General features: G+C 63.7%; 14 protein-coding genes and 1 tRNA gene. 9 read left to right on the forward strand and 6 right to left on the reverse strand.

The features are described 5' to 3' along the window. A partial coding sequence (locus M511_RS03835) for a transposase (protein ID WP_139824526.1) occupies window positions 1–236 on the reverse strand: 236 nt, incomplete at its 3' end. A gap of 154 nt (window positions 237–390) precedes the next feature. Between M511_RS03835 and M511_RS03840 the strand changes: the two genes are divergently transcribed. Further along, the gene (locus tag M511_RS03840; RefSeq protein WP_217809571.1) at window positions 391–2,106 is read left to right on the forward strand and encodes a DUF4365 domain-containing protein; all 1,716 of its coding nucleotides are present in this window, start codon (window positions 391–393) and stop codon (window positions 2,104–2,106) included. After that, window positions 2,103–2,363 (forward strand): tetratricopeptide repeat protein, encoded by a 261-nt coding sequence (locus M511_RS03845; RefSeq protein ID WP_217809572.1) that lies wholly within the window; start codon window positions 2,103–2,105, stop codon window positions 2,361–2,363. The genes M511_RS03840 and M511_RS03845 overlap by 4 nt, the downstream gene beginning before the upstream one ends. Before the next feature lie 173 nt (window positions 2,364–2,536). Here M511_RS03845 and M511_RS03850 read toward each other — a convergent pair. The 4 genes from M511_RS03850 to M511_RS03865 all read right to left on the reverse strand — a co-directional run bounded on the left by M511_RS03850 (window position 2,537) and on the right by M511_RS03865 (window position 5,133). Continuing rightward, a tRNA-Ser gene (locus M511_RS03850) sits at window positions 2,537–2,624 on the reverse strand. Window positions 2,625–2,747: 123 nt separating this feature from the next. After that, window positions 2,748–4,076 (reverse strand): ATP-binding protein, encoded by a 1,329-nt coding sequence (locus tag M511_RS03855; protein WP_010398400.1) that lies wholly within the window; start codon window positions 4,074–4,076, stop codon window positions 2,748–2,750. After that, window positions 4,076–4,738: a response regulator transcription factor gene (locus M511_RS03860; RefSeq protein ID WP_085501412.1), complete on the reverse strand. Its 663-nt coding sequence runs from the start codon at window positions 4,736–4,738 to the stop codon at window positions 4,076–4,078. The genes M511_RS03855 and M511_RS03860 overlap by 1 nt, the downstream gene beginning before the upstream one ends. After that, window positions 4,735–5,133 (reverse strand): PepSY domain-containing protein, encoded by a 399-nt coding sequence (locus M511_RS03865; RefSeq protein ID WP_010398394.1) that lies wholly within the window; start codon window positions 5,131–5,133, stop codon window positions 4,735–4,737. The genes M511_RS03860 and M511_RS03865 overlap by 4 nt, the downstream gene beginning before the upstream one ends. A gap of 129 nt (window positions 5,134–5,262) precedes the next feature. Here M511_RS03865 and M511_RS03870 point away from each other — a divergent pair, with 129 nt between their 5' ends. The 7 genes from M511_RS03870 (at window position 5,263) to M511_RS03900 (ending at window position 14,961) form a co-directional block, all read left to right on the forward strand. Next, on the forward strand, window positions 5,263–6,108 hold the full coding sequence (locus M511_RS03870) for a hypothetical protein (protein WP_010398390.1): 846 nt from the start codon (window positions 5,263–5,265) through the stop codon (window positions 6,106–6,108). Between the two features lie 222 nt (window positions 6,109–6,330). Further along, window positions 6,331–7,851 (forward strand): OpgD/OpgG family glucan biosynthesis protein, encoded by a 1,521-nt coding sequence (locus tag M511_RS03875; RefSeq protein ID WP_010398387.1) that lies wholly within the window; start codon window positions 6,331–6,333, stop codon window positions 7,849–7,851. 5 nt (window positions 7,852–7,856) lie between these two features. Next, the gene (gene mdoH, locus M511_RS03880; protein WP_237701534.1) at window positions 7,857–10,025 is read left to right on the forward strand and encodes a glucans biosynthesis glucosyltransferase MdoH; all 2,169 of its coding nucleotides are present in this window, start codon (window positions 7,857–7,859) and stop codon (window positions 10,023–10,025) included. Continuing rightward, entirely contained in the window at window positions 10,022–11,155 is a 1,134-nt protein-coding gene (locus M511_RS03885; protein ID WP_085501413.1) for an OpgC domain-containing protein, read from the forward strand. Before mdoH ends, M511_RS03885 begins: the two co-directional genes overlap by 4 nt. A gap of 69 nt (window positions 11,156–11,224) precedes the next feature. Next, window positions 11,225–12,898: a formate--tetrahydrofolate ligase gene (locus tag M511_RS03890; RefSeq protein WP_029372400.1), complete on the forward strand. Its 1,674-nt coding sequence runs from the start codon at window positions 11,225–11,227 to the stop codon at window positions 12,896–12,898. Between the two features lie 3 nt (window positions 12,899–12,901). Continuing rightward, window positions 12,902–13,504 carry a nicotinate-nucleotide adenylyltransferase gene (locus tag M511_RS03895; RefSeq protein ID WP_010398379.1) on the forward strand — a complete coding sequence of 201 codons (603 nt, stop codon included), beginning with the start codon at window positions 12,902–12,904 and terminating at the stop codon, window positions 13,502–13,504. Beyond that, a complete protein-coding gene (locus tag M511_RS03900; RefSeq protein WP_085501414.1) occupies window positions 13,504–14,961 on the forward strand; it encodes a D-alanyl-D-alanine carboxypeptidase/D-alanyl-D-alanine-endopeptidase in 1,458 nt (485 codons plus the stop codon). Before M511_RS03895 ends, M511_RS03900 begins: the two co-directional genes overlap by 1 nt. 33 nt (window positions 14,962–14,994) lie before the next feature. Here the strand turns inward: M511_RS03900 and M511_RS03905 are convergent, their stop codons facing one another. Next, window positions 14,995–15,417, reverse strand: a complete 423-nt coding sequence (locus tag M511_RS03905; protein WP_010398374.1) for a tellurite resistance TerB family protein — start codon at window positions 15,415–15,417, stop codon at window positions 14,995–14,997. Window positions 15,418–15,448: the final 31 nt, after the last annotated feature.

A 15,448-nucleotide genomic window follows, 5' to 3' on the forward strand; every position in this document is an offset into this window, starting at 1 on the left:
CCCGCCATCATCTTCGCGAAGATGCCTTTGTCGCTCCAACGCTTCCAGCGGTTGTAGAGCGTCTTATGTGGGCCGTACGCACTTGGTGCGTCGCGCCACCTTAAACCATTGCGATTGACGAAGATAATGCCACTCAGCACGCGTCGATCGTCAACGCGAGGTTTGCCATGGGACTTCGGGAAGAAGGGCTCCAGGCGCGCCATCTGCGCATCCGTCAGCCAGAAAAGATCAGACATGTTCACCGCTCGATTTTCGAACCGTGAATCACGCCGACAAGCGTAAATCAATGGGTCCTGACCCTAACCTGCCCGACTTCAACGAGAGCTGGCGGGAATTGTCCGCGAAAGCAGGCGCCACAGACTTCGCTTTCATTACGCGCAGGTGATAGGGATGGCTGACGATATGGGCCATCTCGACGACCTGCCGAAGCGTGACGCTAATCATGTCGCAGAAGAGAAGGCGGAAGCGGCCTTACAGGCACGCCTAGCGGCGAGCGGTCGCTTCATCCTCCAACGCTCTGACCGCAAGGACTATGGAACGGACTGTGAGATCGAAGTTGTCGATCAGGAGCAGGCGACCAATGTCAGAGTCCACGTGCAGCTCAAAGGGACCGAACGCCCGCTCAACGCAGATGCCTCGCTCAGCATTGAGGTCAGCCGCTCGAATCTGAATTACCTACTGATGCACCCGCACAGCTTCTACGCCGCTTATCATATCCCGACGTCGTCGCTGCGCATCTGCCCAGCGGAGACTGTTCTCCACCAATACGAGCATGCGGGAAAAAACTGGACCCACCAGCAATCGCTCACCGTCAATTTCACTGACGAGCTGACAAACGAGCGGCTGAATCGGCTGGCCACGTTGGCTAGATCCGCGGCGCGGGCGGCGCGCGATCGTCGGGTCGAGCAGACCCGGGCGGCGCCTGGCAACGTCGCTGGTCTCGTTCGGCGCGGTATTCCGGACATCCATATTCCGGACGATCCGGCCCTGGCCGGCCAACTCCTTGCGCTCCTCTACAATCAGGACGCCGACGTAGCTATCAGCGCAGCCTTCGATCGGTTTGCGGCAGTGCTCGGGGTAGACAGCGAAGCCATGGGCCCCGCTTACATGGCTGAGGTCAATCTCGGGATGGCGGGATTAAGTCGGTCGCGCGCACGGATCGAAGCCGCGGTGAACTTTTTCAGGAATCAGCTCGACCTAGGCCGCTACGAGCGGGGCAGCCTTCAATACACGGTCGGCAATGCCTTCTCGGCGCTCGGCCAAGAGGAAGACGCCAAGGCCGCTTATGAGGCGGCTCTTGCCGATCCCGCGTTTGCCCACACGCCGGATCTAGCATCCCAAGGCCATAAGAACCTCGGGACGAGCTTTGAGCGGCTCGGAGATGAGAAGCGAGCAGTCGAGCACTACCGCGAAGCCTTGCGGCTGAACCCGCACCTTCCTGAAGCCCACAATGCCATAGCCCAATTCTACGTGCGCCATGGCGAGTGGAAGCACGCCCTCGCGCATCTGGATCAGGCCGTCTTCACCGACCCTGCGCGCGCCAAAGCGGCCGGAGTCGCGGGGTGGAGAGCCAACGTCCTTTTCAACATGGGAGAGGGAAGCGCGGCGTTCCGCGAGATCAATAGCCTCCTAGTCCAAGCTGACTCCGAGCCATGGATCTGGCCGTTTTCGCACGGCTGGTGGCGAGCTTCGGTCGTACAACGACGGAGAATGCGCGCCAAGCGCTGGGCTTCTGGCACCGCTATGTCAGCGCCCACCCCGAGACCTCCGGAGGTCGTCGCGAGCTGCTGTTGGCCACTTTGTACCTGCGAGCGGAGGGAGAGGATGTTAGCCGCGCCTACGCGGAATTCCGTGCCGAGTTCGATCGCCAAATCGAGCACGTCGACGACAAGGATGAAGTCGCCTTCTTATGGGATCGCCTTGGGCACTGGGCGCAAGATGAAGCGGACTGGGCCGAGGCTGAGCACTGTTTTCGGAAGGCCTACGATCTGGCGGGCGGTCACTACGGCTACTGCCTTGGGACCGCCCTCAACTTTCTCGGTCGGTTTGAAGAGAGCCTGCCAATCTTGCGCGAACAGGCCGAGTGCATCCAGCCTGACGCCATGAGCTGGTTTCAGCTCGGCGCGGCCTACGGCGACCTTGGCCAGTCCGCGCAGGCCATTGACGGCTATGAGAAGGCGCTCGCGCTGGATCCCGATTACGATTTGGCGATGTTCAATCTCGGCGGCGCTCACTGGAACAGCGGGGAGAAGATTGAGGCTTTGGCAATTTGGACGACGGCCATCGACCGCTTCCCAGATCACGAGCTCGCCGCGAAACTCCGACGTAATATGCCGGCCTTCTTTCCACCTCACCAAGATTAACGAGGCCTATCTGCATAGGAGCCTGTGGCGTAGAATCGGCGGCGTACCGGCAAGGTGGCCCAACTGGTTGGGCATGCGAAAACCATTCCCCGTAACTCAAACGCCTCGTAATTAGCTATCCGATTGATAATAAAAGAAATAACTCGCCATTTTGTGCGGCAATCGGCGGCCAATGGCGGATGGAGTGGGATTCGAACCCACGGAACCTTTCAGTTCGCTGGTTTTCAAGACCAGTGCCTTAAACCACTCGGCCATCCATCCGCTGCAAGCGCCTTGCGTCCTCTGACAGCCACCGGGGAAGGAGGCCGCTTGCGCCAAGCATCACAGAACCGACACAGACGGCGAAGTCAAGCGGTCCTGTGCTCTTATCCCACTCGTCTGCTGTCACGACCCTGCGACCACAATTCCAGGCAGCAGCAGACCCGCGCGCAGCCCGCCCAGTTCCGAACTGTCGAGCGTCAGTTTGCCGCCATGCAGCGCCGCAAGATCGGCGACGATGGCAAGGCCAAGACCGCTGCCGGGCGGGCCGGTTTCGTCAAGACGTGCGCCTCGGGTAAGGGCCAGCGCGTGATCCTCATCCGACATGCCGGGACCGTCGTCCTCGATCAGGATATGCAGCTGACCACCCTTGGGACGGGCCGAGATGCGCAGACAGGTCGAGGCCCATTTCACCGCGTTTTCGACCAGATTGCCGATCATTTCCTCAAGATCCTGCCGCTCACCTGCAAAAGCAGGGGCGGTCTCGGCCTGCGTTTCGACCTGCAGACCCGAATCACGGATCGGGCTGCGGAGCACCATCAGGATGTCGCCGATAACCGGGGCAACCGGGGTAAATTGTCCCAGCAGTCGCGGTGCGGCCGAACTGCGGGCACGGCGCAGGTGCCAGCCGATCTGGCGGTCCATGCGCGTGATCAACGCGTGGCCGGGATGATCGGGCGGCAGTGCGTTCCCAAGCGCAGCCAACGGCGTCTTTAACGAATGGGCCAGATTGCCGACATGTTCACGCGACCGGGCAAGCACGGCGCGGTTCTGTTCAAGCAGCGCGTTGATCTCGGCCGCGACGGGGCGCAACTCGGCCACAGCGGGCAGGGGCAGGGCCTCGGCTTGCCCCGCACGGATGCGCCGCAGGTCGCGGCCAAGCCGGTCAAGGCTGCGCAGCCCCGCCGCGACCTGCACCAGACTGGCAAGCGCAAGCACCAGCCCCAGAACGGCAAGCGAAATCCCAAGAGGCCGGCGAAGGCGGGACATCGCGGTGTCGATCTCGGCCCGGGGGGCGGTCACGGTCACAGCCAGGGTCGAAGTGGAATCGGGCAGGGTAAAAACATGGCGCGTGACCCTTAGCGGCTCGGCCGCCGGACCAAGGCCACGTCCCCCCTGAAAATCAGCCTCGGGCGGGTTCAGCACATTGTCAAACAACGAGGAGGACTTTGCCACCACCCTGCCATCCTGCGTCAACTGCCAGAACCAGCCTGACAGCGGCATCTGAAACCGCGGATCGGCGGGTTCGGGACCGGCGATCAACCGGCCGTCACCGTCAATGGCAGCGCCTGCGATCAGCGCATCGGCGACCGCTTCGGCTTCGGCATCGAAGCGGCCGGTGATGAAATCCTCAAGGATAGAGGCGATGACCAGATAACCCGCGATCAGCGCCACGCCAATCAGCAGCGCCGCCAGCCCGATCAGTCGTGCCCGTATCGAATCTCGGGGCAGCATCAGGCCCCGCCGCGCAGCACATAGCCTTCGCCGCGCCGGGTTTCGATCAGACCCTCGCCAATTTTGCGGCGCAGACGCCCGATGACCACCTCGATCGACTTGAAGTCTCGGTCGGCAGCGGAATCGTAAAGATGATCCGACAGCTCGCTGCGGCTGACCACGCGGTTCTGGTGGTGGATGAGATAGGAAAGGATGCGGGTTTCGAACGCCGTCAGTTTCAGCGCCAGCCCGTTTCGGGTGATGACGCCAAGCTGGGTATCAAGCTGAAGCGGCCCGGCCTTGATCACCGCCTGAGCATGGCCGGCCGCGCGACGCACAAGGGTCTGGGCCCGCAGCACGACCTCTTCCAGGCGGAAAGGTTTGACGGCGTAGTCATCAGCTCCGGCGCGGAAACCGGCGACCTTGTCGGTCCAGTCGCCGCGCGCGGTCAGGATCAGCACCGGCATGGTCACGCCCGTCTCGCGCCAGCGCGTCAGCACCTCGATTCCCGGCATCCCCGGCAGGCCCAGATCGAGAATCGCCAGATCATAGGTCTCGGTCGAGCCCAAAAACTCGCCCTTGGTGCCATCGGCGGCGATGTCAGAGGCAAAGCCGCCGTCGCGCATCGCCTCGGCAAGCTGACTGGACAAAAGAGGGTCGTCCTCGACGATCAGGCATTTCATCGGTCTTCGTCCTTCCGGCGGGCTTTGGTCAGACCCTTGCCCGCCACCTCAAGAAACTTGCCATCATGCGCGTCAAGCCTGACCACCAGTACATCCCGCGATGGGGTAAGCAGGCGCAGCTCATGCACCAGGACAACGCCGCGCGCGCGCTCATCCGGGCGGGGTGGCATCAGGCGCGCGGCGATCAGCCGGCCGCGAAAACGGCTCTGGACGATCTCGGCCGCGCGACGCAGGGGCAGGATGCGCAGATCGCGCTGGGTCAGGCTTTCGAACTCGGGGGCCCAATCCTCGGGCCAGGGGTGGCTGTCGTGCCCCTTGTGATTATCGGCCGACGCGGGCAGGGCCAGCGCCAGCGCGGTCAGACAGCCAAGGATCGGGATGCGCAAACGGTTCATCACACTAACCTAATGCGCGAAATCCAAACGAAAGCCAAACGTGTCGTTGGCTTTTGGTTGGTTCGCGGCAGGCTATTGACCGATTCGTCAGGGGCCGATCAGGATGCCCCGCGAAGGAAGGAACCAGAGATGAGCAGAAAACTCTCGACCTCGATCGCAGTCTCCGCCCTGCTGGCAGTGCTGGCGGCGCCGGTGCTGGCGCAGGAGGCACAGCCCGCACAGCCCCCCGCCGCCGAGGCGCAGGCGCCGGTCACGCTGCCCAAGGTCCTGCAGGACGCCGGGCTGACCGATGTGAAAAGCAAACGCGGCCCGCGTGGCAGCAGCCGCGTCGAGGGCAAGCTGGCCGATGGCACGCAGATCGACGCCATGCTCGACGACAAAGGCGAGCTGCGCGGCCTGCGCGCCCGGGGCGAGGCCGTTCTGCCCGAAACGCTGACCACCCAGCTTGTCCCCCAATCGGTGCGCGACAATGCCGTGTTCGGCGAGCTGGGCAAGCTCAAGGCCGTGTTCTCGGGCGAGCGAGGGGTAGCACTCGCGGGGCAGGATGACGAAGGCAACAAGATCCGCGCCGCTTTCGCCCAGGACGGCACCCTGCTGCGATTTGGCAGGGGCGAGGCGGAACGCGACAAGGGCTGGCACGGCAAGCGCCATCATCACCACTGGAAAGGCGGCCATGACCGTCACCGCGGCGATTGGGGGCCAGGTCCGCGTCACGGCCGCGGGGGACCAGAGGGCGACATGCCTCCGCCTCCGCCGCCCGCAGGTGACGCGCCCGAGCGTCAGGGCGCACTCTCGCCCGAGCAGATCAACCACGACGGCCTGCGCCGCGAACTTGCCTCGGCCGGCTACAGCCGCATCGGCGAAATCATGCAGGACGGGCCGCGACTCGCGGCACGCGCCGTCAACCCTGAGGGTGAGCCGGTAACGGTCGAGCTAAGCCCGAAAGGCGAAGTGATGCGGGAAATCAATCAATAGGCGGGATTTACCGTCGAGCAGGCCGCGCGGGTTATGCGCCCGCGCGGCTCATTTATCGGACGAATGCGATCAACTCTTGGCAAGAGCTTGCCTTTCGGCGCGAAAAGGCTTGCCTGATCGGCGCGGCAATGCGAAATCCGCTCGAAATTTCCGGGCCTTTCTGCCCGAAACTGGGGTTGGTCAATGCGTCGTCGAGAATTTGTTCTTTGTGCCGGTGCAGCTATGACGGCAGTCAACGCGCTGTCTTCCTCGCTGGGGGCGGCAGTCGCGCAAGAGCTGCCTGAAGAGGCGCAGGCAGCAGCCGAGCCCAAGCCCTTTGGCTTTGAGGATGTGGCAGAGATGGCCAGAGAGTTGGCCGCCAATCCGTACCAGCAACCGGGAACCGAGCTGGTCGGCAGTTTCGCCAATCTGAGTTATGATCAGTATCGCGGCATCCGCTTTCGCCGCGACCGCGATCCATGGGCCGGCAGCCGCGATTTCGCGCTGGACCTGTTGCCCCCGGGGGCGATCTACCGCGAGCCGGTCGATATCAATCTGGTCGACGAAGGCGTGGTGATTCCGCTGAAGTTCGACCCGCACATGTTCGATTTCGACCCTGCGCAATTCCCCGATGGCGTCGATTACGAAACGATCGGCAGCATGGGCTGGTCGGGTTTCCGCCTGCGCGCGCCGCTGAACCGTCCCGATGTCATGGACGAGATCGCGGTCTTTCAGGGCGCAAGCTATTTCCGCGCAGTGTCGCGGGGCACGCTGTACGGCCTTTCTGCGCGCGGCCTTGCCATCGGCACTGGCAGCGCCGAAGGCGAGGAATTCCCGCTGTTTCGGGCGTTCTGGATCCACAAGCCCAGCGAACAGGACCGTTCGGTCCTGATCTACGCGCTGCTCGACAGCCGCTCGGTGTCGGGCGCTTACGAATTCCGCATCACTCCCGGTGCCGAGACGATCTTTGACACGCGCGTCGCATTGTTCCCGCGGCAAGAGATGCGCAATATCGGCATCGCGCCGCTGACCTCGATGTATTGGTTCGGCCCGACCGACCGTTCACGCGTCGACGATTACCGCACCGCCGTTCATGACAGCGACGGGCTGCAGATGCTGACAGGCGGCGAACAGCGGCTGTGGCGCGTGCTTTCCGGCCACGGCACGCTGCAAATCTCGGCCTTTATGGACCATGATCCGCTGGGCTTTGGCCTGGCGCAGCGGGCGCGCGACTTTGAATCCTATAAGGATGCCGAGGCGCGTTACGAAAAGCGCCCCTCGGCCTGGATCGCACCACAGGACAGCTGGGGCAAGGGCACCGTCACGCTGGTCGAAATTCCGGTCGATAACGAATTCAACGACAATGTCGTCGCGTTCTGGCAGCCATCGGACCCGCTGCTGGGCGGCAGTCGATATGACTTCAACTATATCCTGACATTCTCATCAGAAGTTCCTGATAGTGCACCAATTTCGCGGGTCGTCGAGACCATGTCGGGTCGGGCGGTGAACAATTCCAACGCCCGCTCGTATATCGTCGATTTCGACCTGGGCCTGTTTGGTGCCGAGGATCCTGTGCCGCAGATCCGCGCCTCGGCAGGGCGGATCGGGCACAGCTACCTGCTGCGACTGCCCGAACAGGGGCGGATGCGGCTGGCCTTTGAATACCTGCCCGAAGGGGCCAAATTCGCTGACCTTTCGGCAGTGCTGAACGGCCCTGGCGGGGCGCTTAGCGAAACCTGGATTGCCCGTTGGACCCGCGAGTGAGCGACGTGAGCAGCATATCAAGCCCGCCGGGATCGTCCCCGGCCAGCGAGATCCGCAACCTGCCGCTTTCCGCCGAAGAAAGCTGGGAAACACTTGGACTGTCGCAGTCCAGAGGCCCCGCAACCCCGCCCGAGGCTCCGCTGGAGATGCCCGAGCAGGACTTTCGCGCCCGCCCGCCACAAGGCCCAGACAGTGGCTGGCCCTCGCCAGGCACAATCCTTGCCCGACTGGTTGCCTTTGGCGGCGCGGCTGTGATCGCGTGGATCGGCTGGCGTCAGATGGTGCTGAGCTTTGGCGCCAATATGACCTGGCTGCAATCGGTGCTGCTGGTGCTTTTTGCACTGACCTTTACCTGGGTCGGGTTCTCGTTCACCTCGATGATCTCGGGGCTTTTCGCGCGGCCCTTGCGCACGCCCGAAGGGCCTAATGATGCAAAAATCGCCGTGATCATGCCGGTCTATCACGAAGACGCTGCAGCCACGGCGGGGCTGCTGGCTGCTCTGGCGCGGGATCTTTATCGCGTGGGTCTGGGCGAACGCGCCGAGATCTTTGTGCTGTCTGACAGCCGTGAGCCGGATTCCGTTTTAGAGGAAATGGCTGCAATCAGCCGTCTTCGCGATATTTCCCCGGTGCCGGTCTGGTATCGCCGTCGGCGCAGCAACAAGGGTCGCAAGGCCGGCAATGTGGGCGAATTCGTCAGTCGCTGGGGCGGGCGCTATGACCAGATGGTCGTGCTTGATGCCGATAGCATCGTGGGGGCCGAGACGATCCGGGCGCTGTCCGCGCGGATGAACGCCGATCCGGCCATCGGGCTTATCCAGACCATGCCGATGCTGGTCGGCGGCCAGACCATTTTTGCGCGGCTGACCCAGTTCGCCGGTCGTATCTATGGTCCCGCGATTGCCCGCGGGGTTGCGGCTTGGTCGGGCAACAGCGGCAATTTCTGGGGCCACAATGCCATGATCCGGGTCAGCGCCTTTGCGCAATGCTGCGGCCTGCCGGAACTGCCGGGCAAGCCCCCATTTGGCGGCACCATCCTGAGCCATGACTTTGTCGAGGCCGCGCTGCTGCGCCGGGCGGGCTGGAAGGTACGGCTGGACCACGACCTGCGCCAAAGCTTTGAAGGCTGTCCGCCCACACTGCTGGACATGGCTGTGCGCGAACGTCGCTGGGCGCAGGGCAATCTGCAGCACGCGCGCCTGATCTTTTCGCGCGGCTTTGCCTGGATCAGCCGCGTGCATTTTGTCATCGGCATCCTCGGCTTTCTGATGTCGCCGATCTGGCTGGCGATGATCCTTGTCGGGCTGGCGCTGTCGGCCAATGTGCTGTTGTCGCGGCCGGATTATTTCCCGCAGACCTATCAGCTGTTCCCGACCTGGCCGACCTTTGACCCGGTACGGATGCTGTGGCTGTTCATCGCCGCCATGTCCTTTCTGCTGGTGCCGAAATTCATCGCCATCCTTCGCGCATGGCTGCGGCCTTTGGCACGGAATTCGGGCGGCAATGTACGGCTTTTGGCCTCGGCCATTTTCGAGATCGTACTGTCCGCCCTGATCGCGCCGGTGCAGATGCTGATCCAGACCCGACAGATCCTTGAGATCCTGCGTGGCCGTGATTCCGGATGGGAGGCACAGGTCCGCGCGGGCCAGATGCCGCCTTGGGGGGTGGTGCTGCGCCGCCACGCCATCCATGTCATCACCGGCACCGCGACACTGGTGGTGCTGGCTTTCCTGGCCCCCTGGCAGCTGATCTGGCTGTCGCCGATTCTTGCCGGGCTGATCCTGTCGCCCATGACCTCGCGCTGGTCCGCCAGCCCGGTCTTTGGCCGCTGGGCACGTCGCCAAGGTCTGCTCGTCACCCCCGAAGAGCGAGAGGCGCCCGAGATGCTGACCGCCGCCCATGCGCTTGAGTTCCGCATCAGCGGCACTCTGCCACGAGAAGGGGGACTGACCCTTCTTGGGCGTAATCCGGCCCTGAGGTCGCGGATCATGGCGCTTTTGCCTGAAAACCCGGACAGCCCGGTCAAAGACCGCCTGAACGCCATCGCGGCCGAGGCCAAGATCGCCCATGCTACCTCACAGGCCGAGGCGCTGAATTTCCTTAGCCCCGCCGAACAGCTGGCGCTGTTGGAAAGCCGGGCACTGATAGAAACATTCGCAAAGCTGCCGCAATGAGACGGATCCCCGCCCTTGATATGCTGCGCGGCTATGCGCTGGTCTGCATCATGCTGGATCATATGCCCATCGGCGTGCTGCGCAACGTGACGCTGACCAATTTCGCCGTCTTTGACGCAGCCGAGCTTTTCGTGCTGCTGTCGGGTTTCCTCGTCGGCCTGGTCTGGGTCAAGATCGAGGCACGTGAGGGGCGATGGGCGGCCCAGATCCGCTTTCTGCGTCGCGCCGCGCAGGTCTGGCTGGCGCTGATCGCCGGGGCGATCCTGCTGGCGCTGTTCTCGGCTTTGCTCTTCAAGCTGCAGATGAACCATACAGCAGTATGGTTCCAGTATGCGCGCTGGATCTTTGAACATCCCATCGGCTATGTCGCCACCGTCGCGCTGATGTGGATGCAGCCGAACCTGCTGGATGTGCTGGCGCTTTACGTGCTGCTGATCGCAACCGTACCGGTTACCGTGCCATTCCTGCTGCGCTGGCCCTTTCCTGCCATGGCCGTGTCGGTCGCGGTCTGGCTGTTTGCCGAACCGTTGAACGCGCTGATTCCAAACCAGCGGCCGGGGCCGGGGCTGCTTTTCAACCCCTTTGGCTGGCAGATGCTGTTCTTTTCCGGCATCGCTATGGGGGCATTCCGTGACCGCATCATGCCGGTGCTGCGCCGCCATTCGGCGATCCTGACCACGATCTCGGTCGCGATCCTGCTTTTCAGCCTGACCATTGTCATCAGCTGGAAGATAGGCGCCCCGGCAAAGCCGATTACCGAGACCCTGCGCCAGGTCACTGGCAAGATCGACAAATGGTCGTTGGATTTCATGCGCTTCATCGCCATTCTTGCTGCAAGCTGGGTGGTGGCTGTGCCGCTGGCGCGGCCCTTTGCCTGGCTTGCCGCTACCCGTTTTGGCGAAGTGCTGGCCGAAATCGGGCGTGGCGGGCTTTATTCTTTTGTCGTCTGCGTCATGCTGTCGATCTGGGGCGACGCGCTTGACATGACCGTGCCGCCCGGTCCGGCCAATATCTGGTTGCGTCTGGCCATTGATCTGTGGCTGATCACCGCTTTCTGGGCCCTTGCTGCTGTCTGGATGCGGCGCGGGAAATGGCTGCCACGCTTGCGGTCACAGCTGGGCTTGCGCTAGGGGCTGAGATCATGGCGGGGCTTGCCTTGGCCCGCGCAAGCCGCTCAACTGTCCGCCTCAAGCCAGGGAGTGATGATGAAGTCGGATATCCAGATCGCCCGCGAGGCGCGCAAACTGCCGATCGCGCAGATCGCCGCCAAACTGGGGCTGAGCGAGGCCGATTTCCTGCCCTATGGTCATGACAAGGCCAAGATCACCCATGACTGTATCGCGGGGCTCGGGGGCAGGCCACAGGGCCGGCTGATTCTTGTCACCGCCATCAACCCGACGCCTGCGGGCGAGGGCAAGACCACCACTACCGTTGGTCTGGGCGATGCCCTGAACCGGATCGGCAAGCGGGCGACCATCTGCATCCGCGAGGCCTCACTGGGGCCGAATTTCGGGATGAAGGGCGGTGCCGCCGGTGGCGGGCGTGCGCAGGTCGTGCCGATGGAGGACATGAACCTACACTTCACCGGCGATTTCCACGCCATTACCACCGCGCACAATCTGCTGGCCGCGATGATCGACAACCACATTCATTGGGGCAATGCGCTGCGCATCGACCCGCGCCGGGTAACATGGCGGCGGGTGATGGACATGAACGACCGGGTGTTGCGGCAAGTGGTGGTGGCACTTGGCGGCCCGGCGAACGGCGTGCCGCGCGAATGCGGCTTTGACATTACCGTCGCCTCTGAGGTGATGGCGATCCTGTGCCTCGCCTCGGATCTGGCCGATTTGCAAGAGCGTCTTGGCCGCATCATCATCGGCCAGACCTTCGACCGCCAGCCAGTGACGGCACGCGATCTGGGTGCCGATGGGGCGATGACCGTCCTGCTGCGCGACGCGCTGCAACCCAACCTTGTCCAGACCATCGAGAACAACCCGGCGCTGGTTCATGGCGGGCCCTTTGCCAATATCGCCCATGGCTGCAACTCGGTCATGGCGACGCGCACGGCGTTGGCGCTGTCAGATTACGTTGTGACCGAAGCGGGGTTCGGCGCCGATCTGGGGGCCGAAAAGTTTCTTGACATCAAATGCCGTCTGGCGGGGCTGCGCCCCGATGCGGCGGTGCTGGTGGCAACGGTGCGCGCGCTCAAGATGAACGGAGGGGTGGCGCGCGCCGATCTGGGGGCCGAAAACGTCGCCGCCCTGCGCACGGGCTGTGCCAACCTTGGCCGCCATATCGAGAACCTGCGCCAATTCGGCTTGCCGGTGGTGGTGGCGATAAACCATTTCGCCACGGACACTCAGGCCGAGATCGGGGCATTGACCGCCTATTGCCGTGGTCATGGCGTGCAGGCGGTGCTGTGCCGTCACTGGGCCGAAGGCGGCAAAGGGGCCGAGGATCTGGCCCGCACCGTGGTCGATCTGGCCGAAGGTGGCGCAGATTTCGCCCCGATCTATCCTGACGGGATGCCTCTGGCCGAAAAGATCCAGACCATCTGCCGCCGCATATATCGCGCCGATCATGTCGACTTCGCCCCCCATATCCTTGAACGCCTTGCCGAATGGGAGGCAGCGGGCCACGGCAATCTGCCTGTCTGCATGGCCAAGACGCAGTATTCCTTTTCCGCGGATCCCCATGCGCTTGGTGCGCCCGAGGGGTTCTCGGTCCCGGTGCGCGAGGTGCGGCTTTCGGCCGGCGCGGGCTTTGTGGTGGCGATCTGCGGCGATATCATGACCATGCCTGGTCTGCCGCGCGAACCGGCGGCGCTGCGCGTGGGGCTGGATGCCGACGGTCACGTGCAGGGCCTGTTCTAGACGATGCGCGCAGGTCTTCCCGTCGCCCGGCCCGGCATGACGGTCGGGCTGCTGGGCGGGTCCTTTGATCCCGCACATGAAGGTCACGTCCACATCACCGAAGAGGCGCTGCGGCGCTTTGGTCTTGACCGGATCTGGTGGCTGGTCAGTCCGGGCAATCCGCTTAAGGCGCATGGCCCCGCACCTCTGGCCGAGCGGATCGCTGGCGCGAGGAGGATCATGCAGCACCCGCGTGTCGAAATCACCGGGATCGAGGCACAGCTTGGTACCCGCATGACCGCCGACACCATCGCGGCGCTGCAGCGGCTTTATCCCGGCGTGCGCTTTGTCTGGCTGATGGGTGCTGACAATCTGGTGCAATTCGACCGCTGGGACCGCTGGCAAGAGATCGCCGCGCGCGTGCCCATTGGCGTTGTAGCCCGGCCGGGCTGGAGGATGCCCGCCCGCTTTTCCCGGGCGGCGCGCCTGATGTGGCGCGCACGTCTGCCCGGGTTGCGCGCGCGGCAGCTGGCCCGCTCTGGGACTCCGGCATGGGTGATGATAAACCTGCCGCTGAACAAGCTGAGCTCCAGCGCCATTCGGGCGCGGCGGCCGAAAGGAAACTGATGAACCGATTGTCGCGGCGTGGCTTCATGGCAGGCCTCGGGCTGTTGGCCCTGACGCCCCGCATGGCTGTGGCGCAACAGCCGCCTGCTCCCCGGCCCTCGCACCTTGGGCCTGAAAAGCTGATCACCGAGGCCAAGCTGGGCGGGGTGGTGGCCTTTGCGGTGATCGACCCCATCTCGGGGCAGGTCCTGGCTGAACGTCAGGCAGATCAGCCCATGGCCCCGGCAAGCACGCTGAAGGCGGTGACGGCGCTTTATGCCCTTGACCGGCTGGGCGAGGGGCACCGTTTCCCAACCCGCGTCATCCGCGCCGGAAATACGCTGATCCTCGCAGGTGGCGGAGATCCGGTGCTTGATACCGATGCACTGGATGAACTTGCTGCTGCTGCGGTGGCTGATGAAAAGGCAGCGGGGCGCACGCCGCCGACCACCTTTGCTGTCTGGGGCGGGGCGCTGCCACGTATCGAGCGGCTGGACCCGGCGCAGGATGTCCATCTGCCCTATAATCCGTCGATTTCCGGGATAATCCTGAACTTTAACCGCGTTCATCTGGACTGGCGGCGCGGTGAAAAGGGCTATCGGCTGTCGCTTGAGGCACGGGGCCGCAAACTGTCGCCCCGCGCCTATACCACTGCAATCACAGCGGTCGACCGATCCCTGCCGCTGTTTACCTATGACGCCGACAAGCTGGAGAGCTGGACTATCGCGCGGCGCAGCCTGGGCCGCTCGGGCAGCCGCTGGCTGCCGGTTCGCCGACCCGAGCTTTATGCCGGGGACGTGTTCCAGACGCTTTGCCGCGCGCGGGGGCTGGCTTTGCCTAATCCCGAGGTGATCGAGATCCTGCCCGAAGGGGTTGAGATCGCCCGTCACGAAAGCCCTCCTCTGCATCAGATCGTGCAGGATATGCTGGAATATTCCACCAACCTGACAGCCGAGGTGATTGGCCTTGCTGCGAGCCGCGCAGGCGATGCGCCAAGCTCGGCCCATGCTATGGCGGACTGGCTACGCGGTCAGGGGATCAACAGCGAGTTTGCCTTTCACGACCATTCGGGCCTGTCGCCCCTAAACCGGGTCAATGCCCGCATGCTTGCCGCGCTGATGGCCGGGCCGGGCCAGTCGCGCAACCTGCGCCGGCTGATGAAGCTGATCCCGCTGCGGGATGCGCAGGGCAAACGCAAGGAAAGCGACATCCGTGTCGAGGCCAAGACCGGGACACTGAACTTTGTCTCGAACCTTGCTGGCTATGCACAGGCGGCAGAGGGGCGGGCACTGGCCTTTGCCATCCTGACCGGAGACGAGCCGCGTCGCGCCGCGACCGAGGGGCAAGAACTGCCCGAGGGCGTGCAGGGCTGGACAAAACGCTCAAAGGCGCTGCAGCAGGCGCTGATCGAGGATTGGCTGGCTGAATTCGCCGCCTCGGCCCCAATCGCCGCGGCGCCCGACGGGGTCAATCTCTAAACGGGATTAAAAACAAGATATAAGGCGCTGATATCAAAGAACCCTGTGGCGGGCGCGGGCGGCAAGCTCAATTGCCGCGGCGTGCAGGCGGTCGATGTCGAACTGGTCCCGGATCTCGGCCAGCATCTCGGCTTCGATCTCGCCCAGACGGCCGTCCGAGGCAGCCACGTCGCAGGCCAGCACATAGGCGGTGTCGAACATCTTTTCCGGCAGCGCCTGACGAACGAGGCCGAAAAGGGCGTCAAGCCCGTCCTCTTCTTCGAACAGTGTCACGACAGTCTGGGATACGGCCCGGACCCGGTCGATGTCGTAATCGGCAAAGACCGGGGTGTGGTTCACCGCGCGCTCAATGGCGACCAGCTCAGCCGTGCGGGGGTTCTGATCCGAGGCCGAGACTGCCACCATGACCGCAACCAGCGCGTCGCAGGGCGAGAAAGAGGGCAGAGTGTCAGGCATCACTTCTCTCCGTCGGTTTGCGGGCGTAATT

Origin of the sequence: Paracoccus sp. J56, from assembly GCF_019633685.1 — a bacterium.
Classification (GTDB): domain Bacteria; phylum Pseudomonadota; class Alphaproteobacteria; order Rhodobacterales; family Rhodobacteraceae; genus Paracoccus; species Paracoccus kondratievae.

Coding starts and splice junctions, on each gene's coding strand:
- M511_RS03875 (WP_010398387.1), top strand. CDS start 6,331: ATGACGGCAGTCAACGCGCTGTCTTCCTCGCTGGGGGCGGCAGTCGCG.
- M511_RS03860 (WP_085501412.1), bottom strand. CDS start 4,738: ATGAAATGCCTGATCGTCGAGGACGACCCTCTTTTGTCCAGTCAGCTT.
- M511_RS03865 (WP_010398394.1), bottom strand. CDS start 5,133: ATGAACCGTTTGCGCATCCCGATCCTTGGCTGTCTGACCGCGCTGGCG.
- M511_RS03845 (WP_217809572.1), top strand. CDS start 2,103: ATGAGCTGGTTTCAGCTCGGCGCGGCCTACGGCGACCTTGGCCAGTCC.
- M511_RS03870 (WP_010398390.1), top strand. CDS start 5,263: ATGAGCAGAAAACTCTCGACCTCGATCGCAGTCTCCGCCCTGCTGGCA.
- M511_RS03840 (WP_217809571.1), top strand. CDS start 391: ATGGCTGACGATATGGGCCATCTCGACGACCTGCCGAAGCGTGACGCT.
- M511_RS03855 (WP_010398400.1), bottom strand. CDS start 4,076: ATGCTGCCCCGAGATTCGATACGGGCACGACTGATCGGGCTGGCGGCG.
- M511_RS03905 (WP_010398374.1), bottom strand. CDS start 15,417: ATGCCTGACACTCTGCCCTCTTTCTCGCCCTGCGACGCGCTGGTTGCG.
- M511_RS03895 (WP_010398379.1), top strand. CDS start 12,902: ATGCGCGCAGGTCTTCCCGTCGCCCGGCCCGGCATGACGGTCGGGCTG.
- M511_RS03900 (WP_085501414.1), top strand. CDS start 13,504: ATGAACCGATTGTCGCGGCGTGGCTTCATGGCAGGCCTCGGGCTGTTG.
- M511_RS03885 (WP_085501413.1), top strand. CDS start 10,022: ATGAGACGGATCCCCGCCCTTGATATGCTGCGCGGCTATGCGCTGGTC.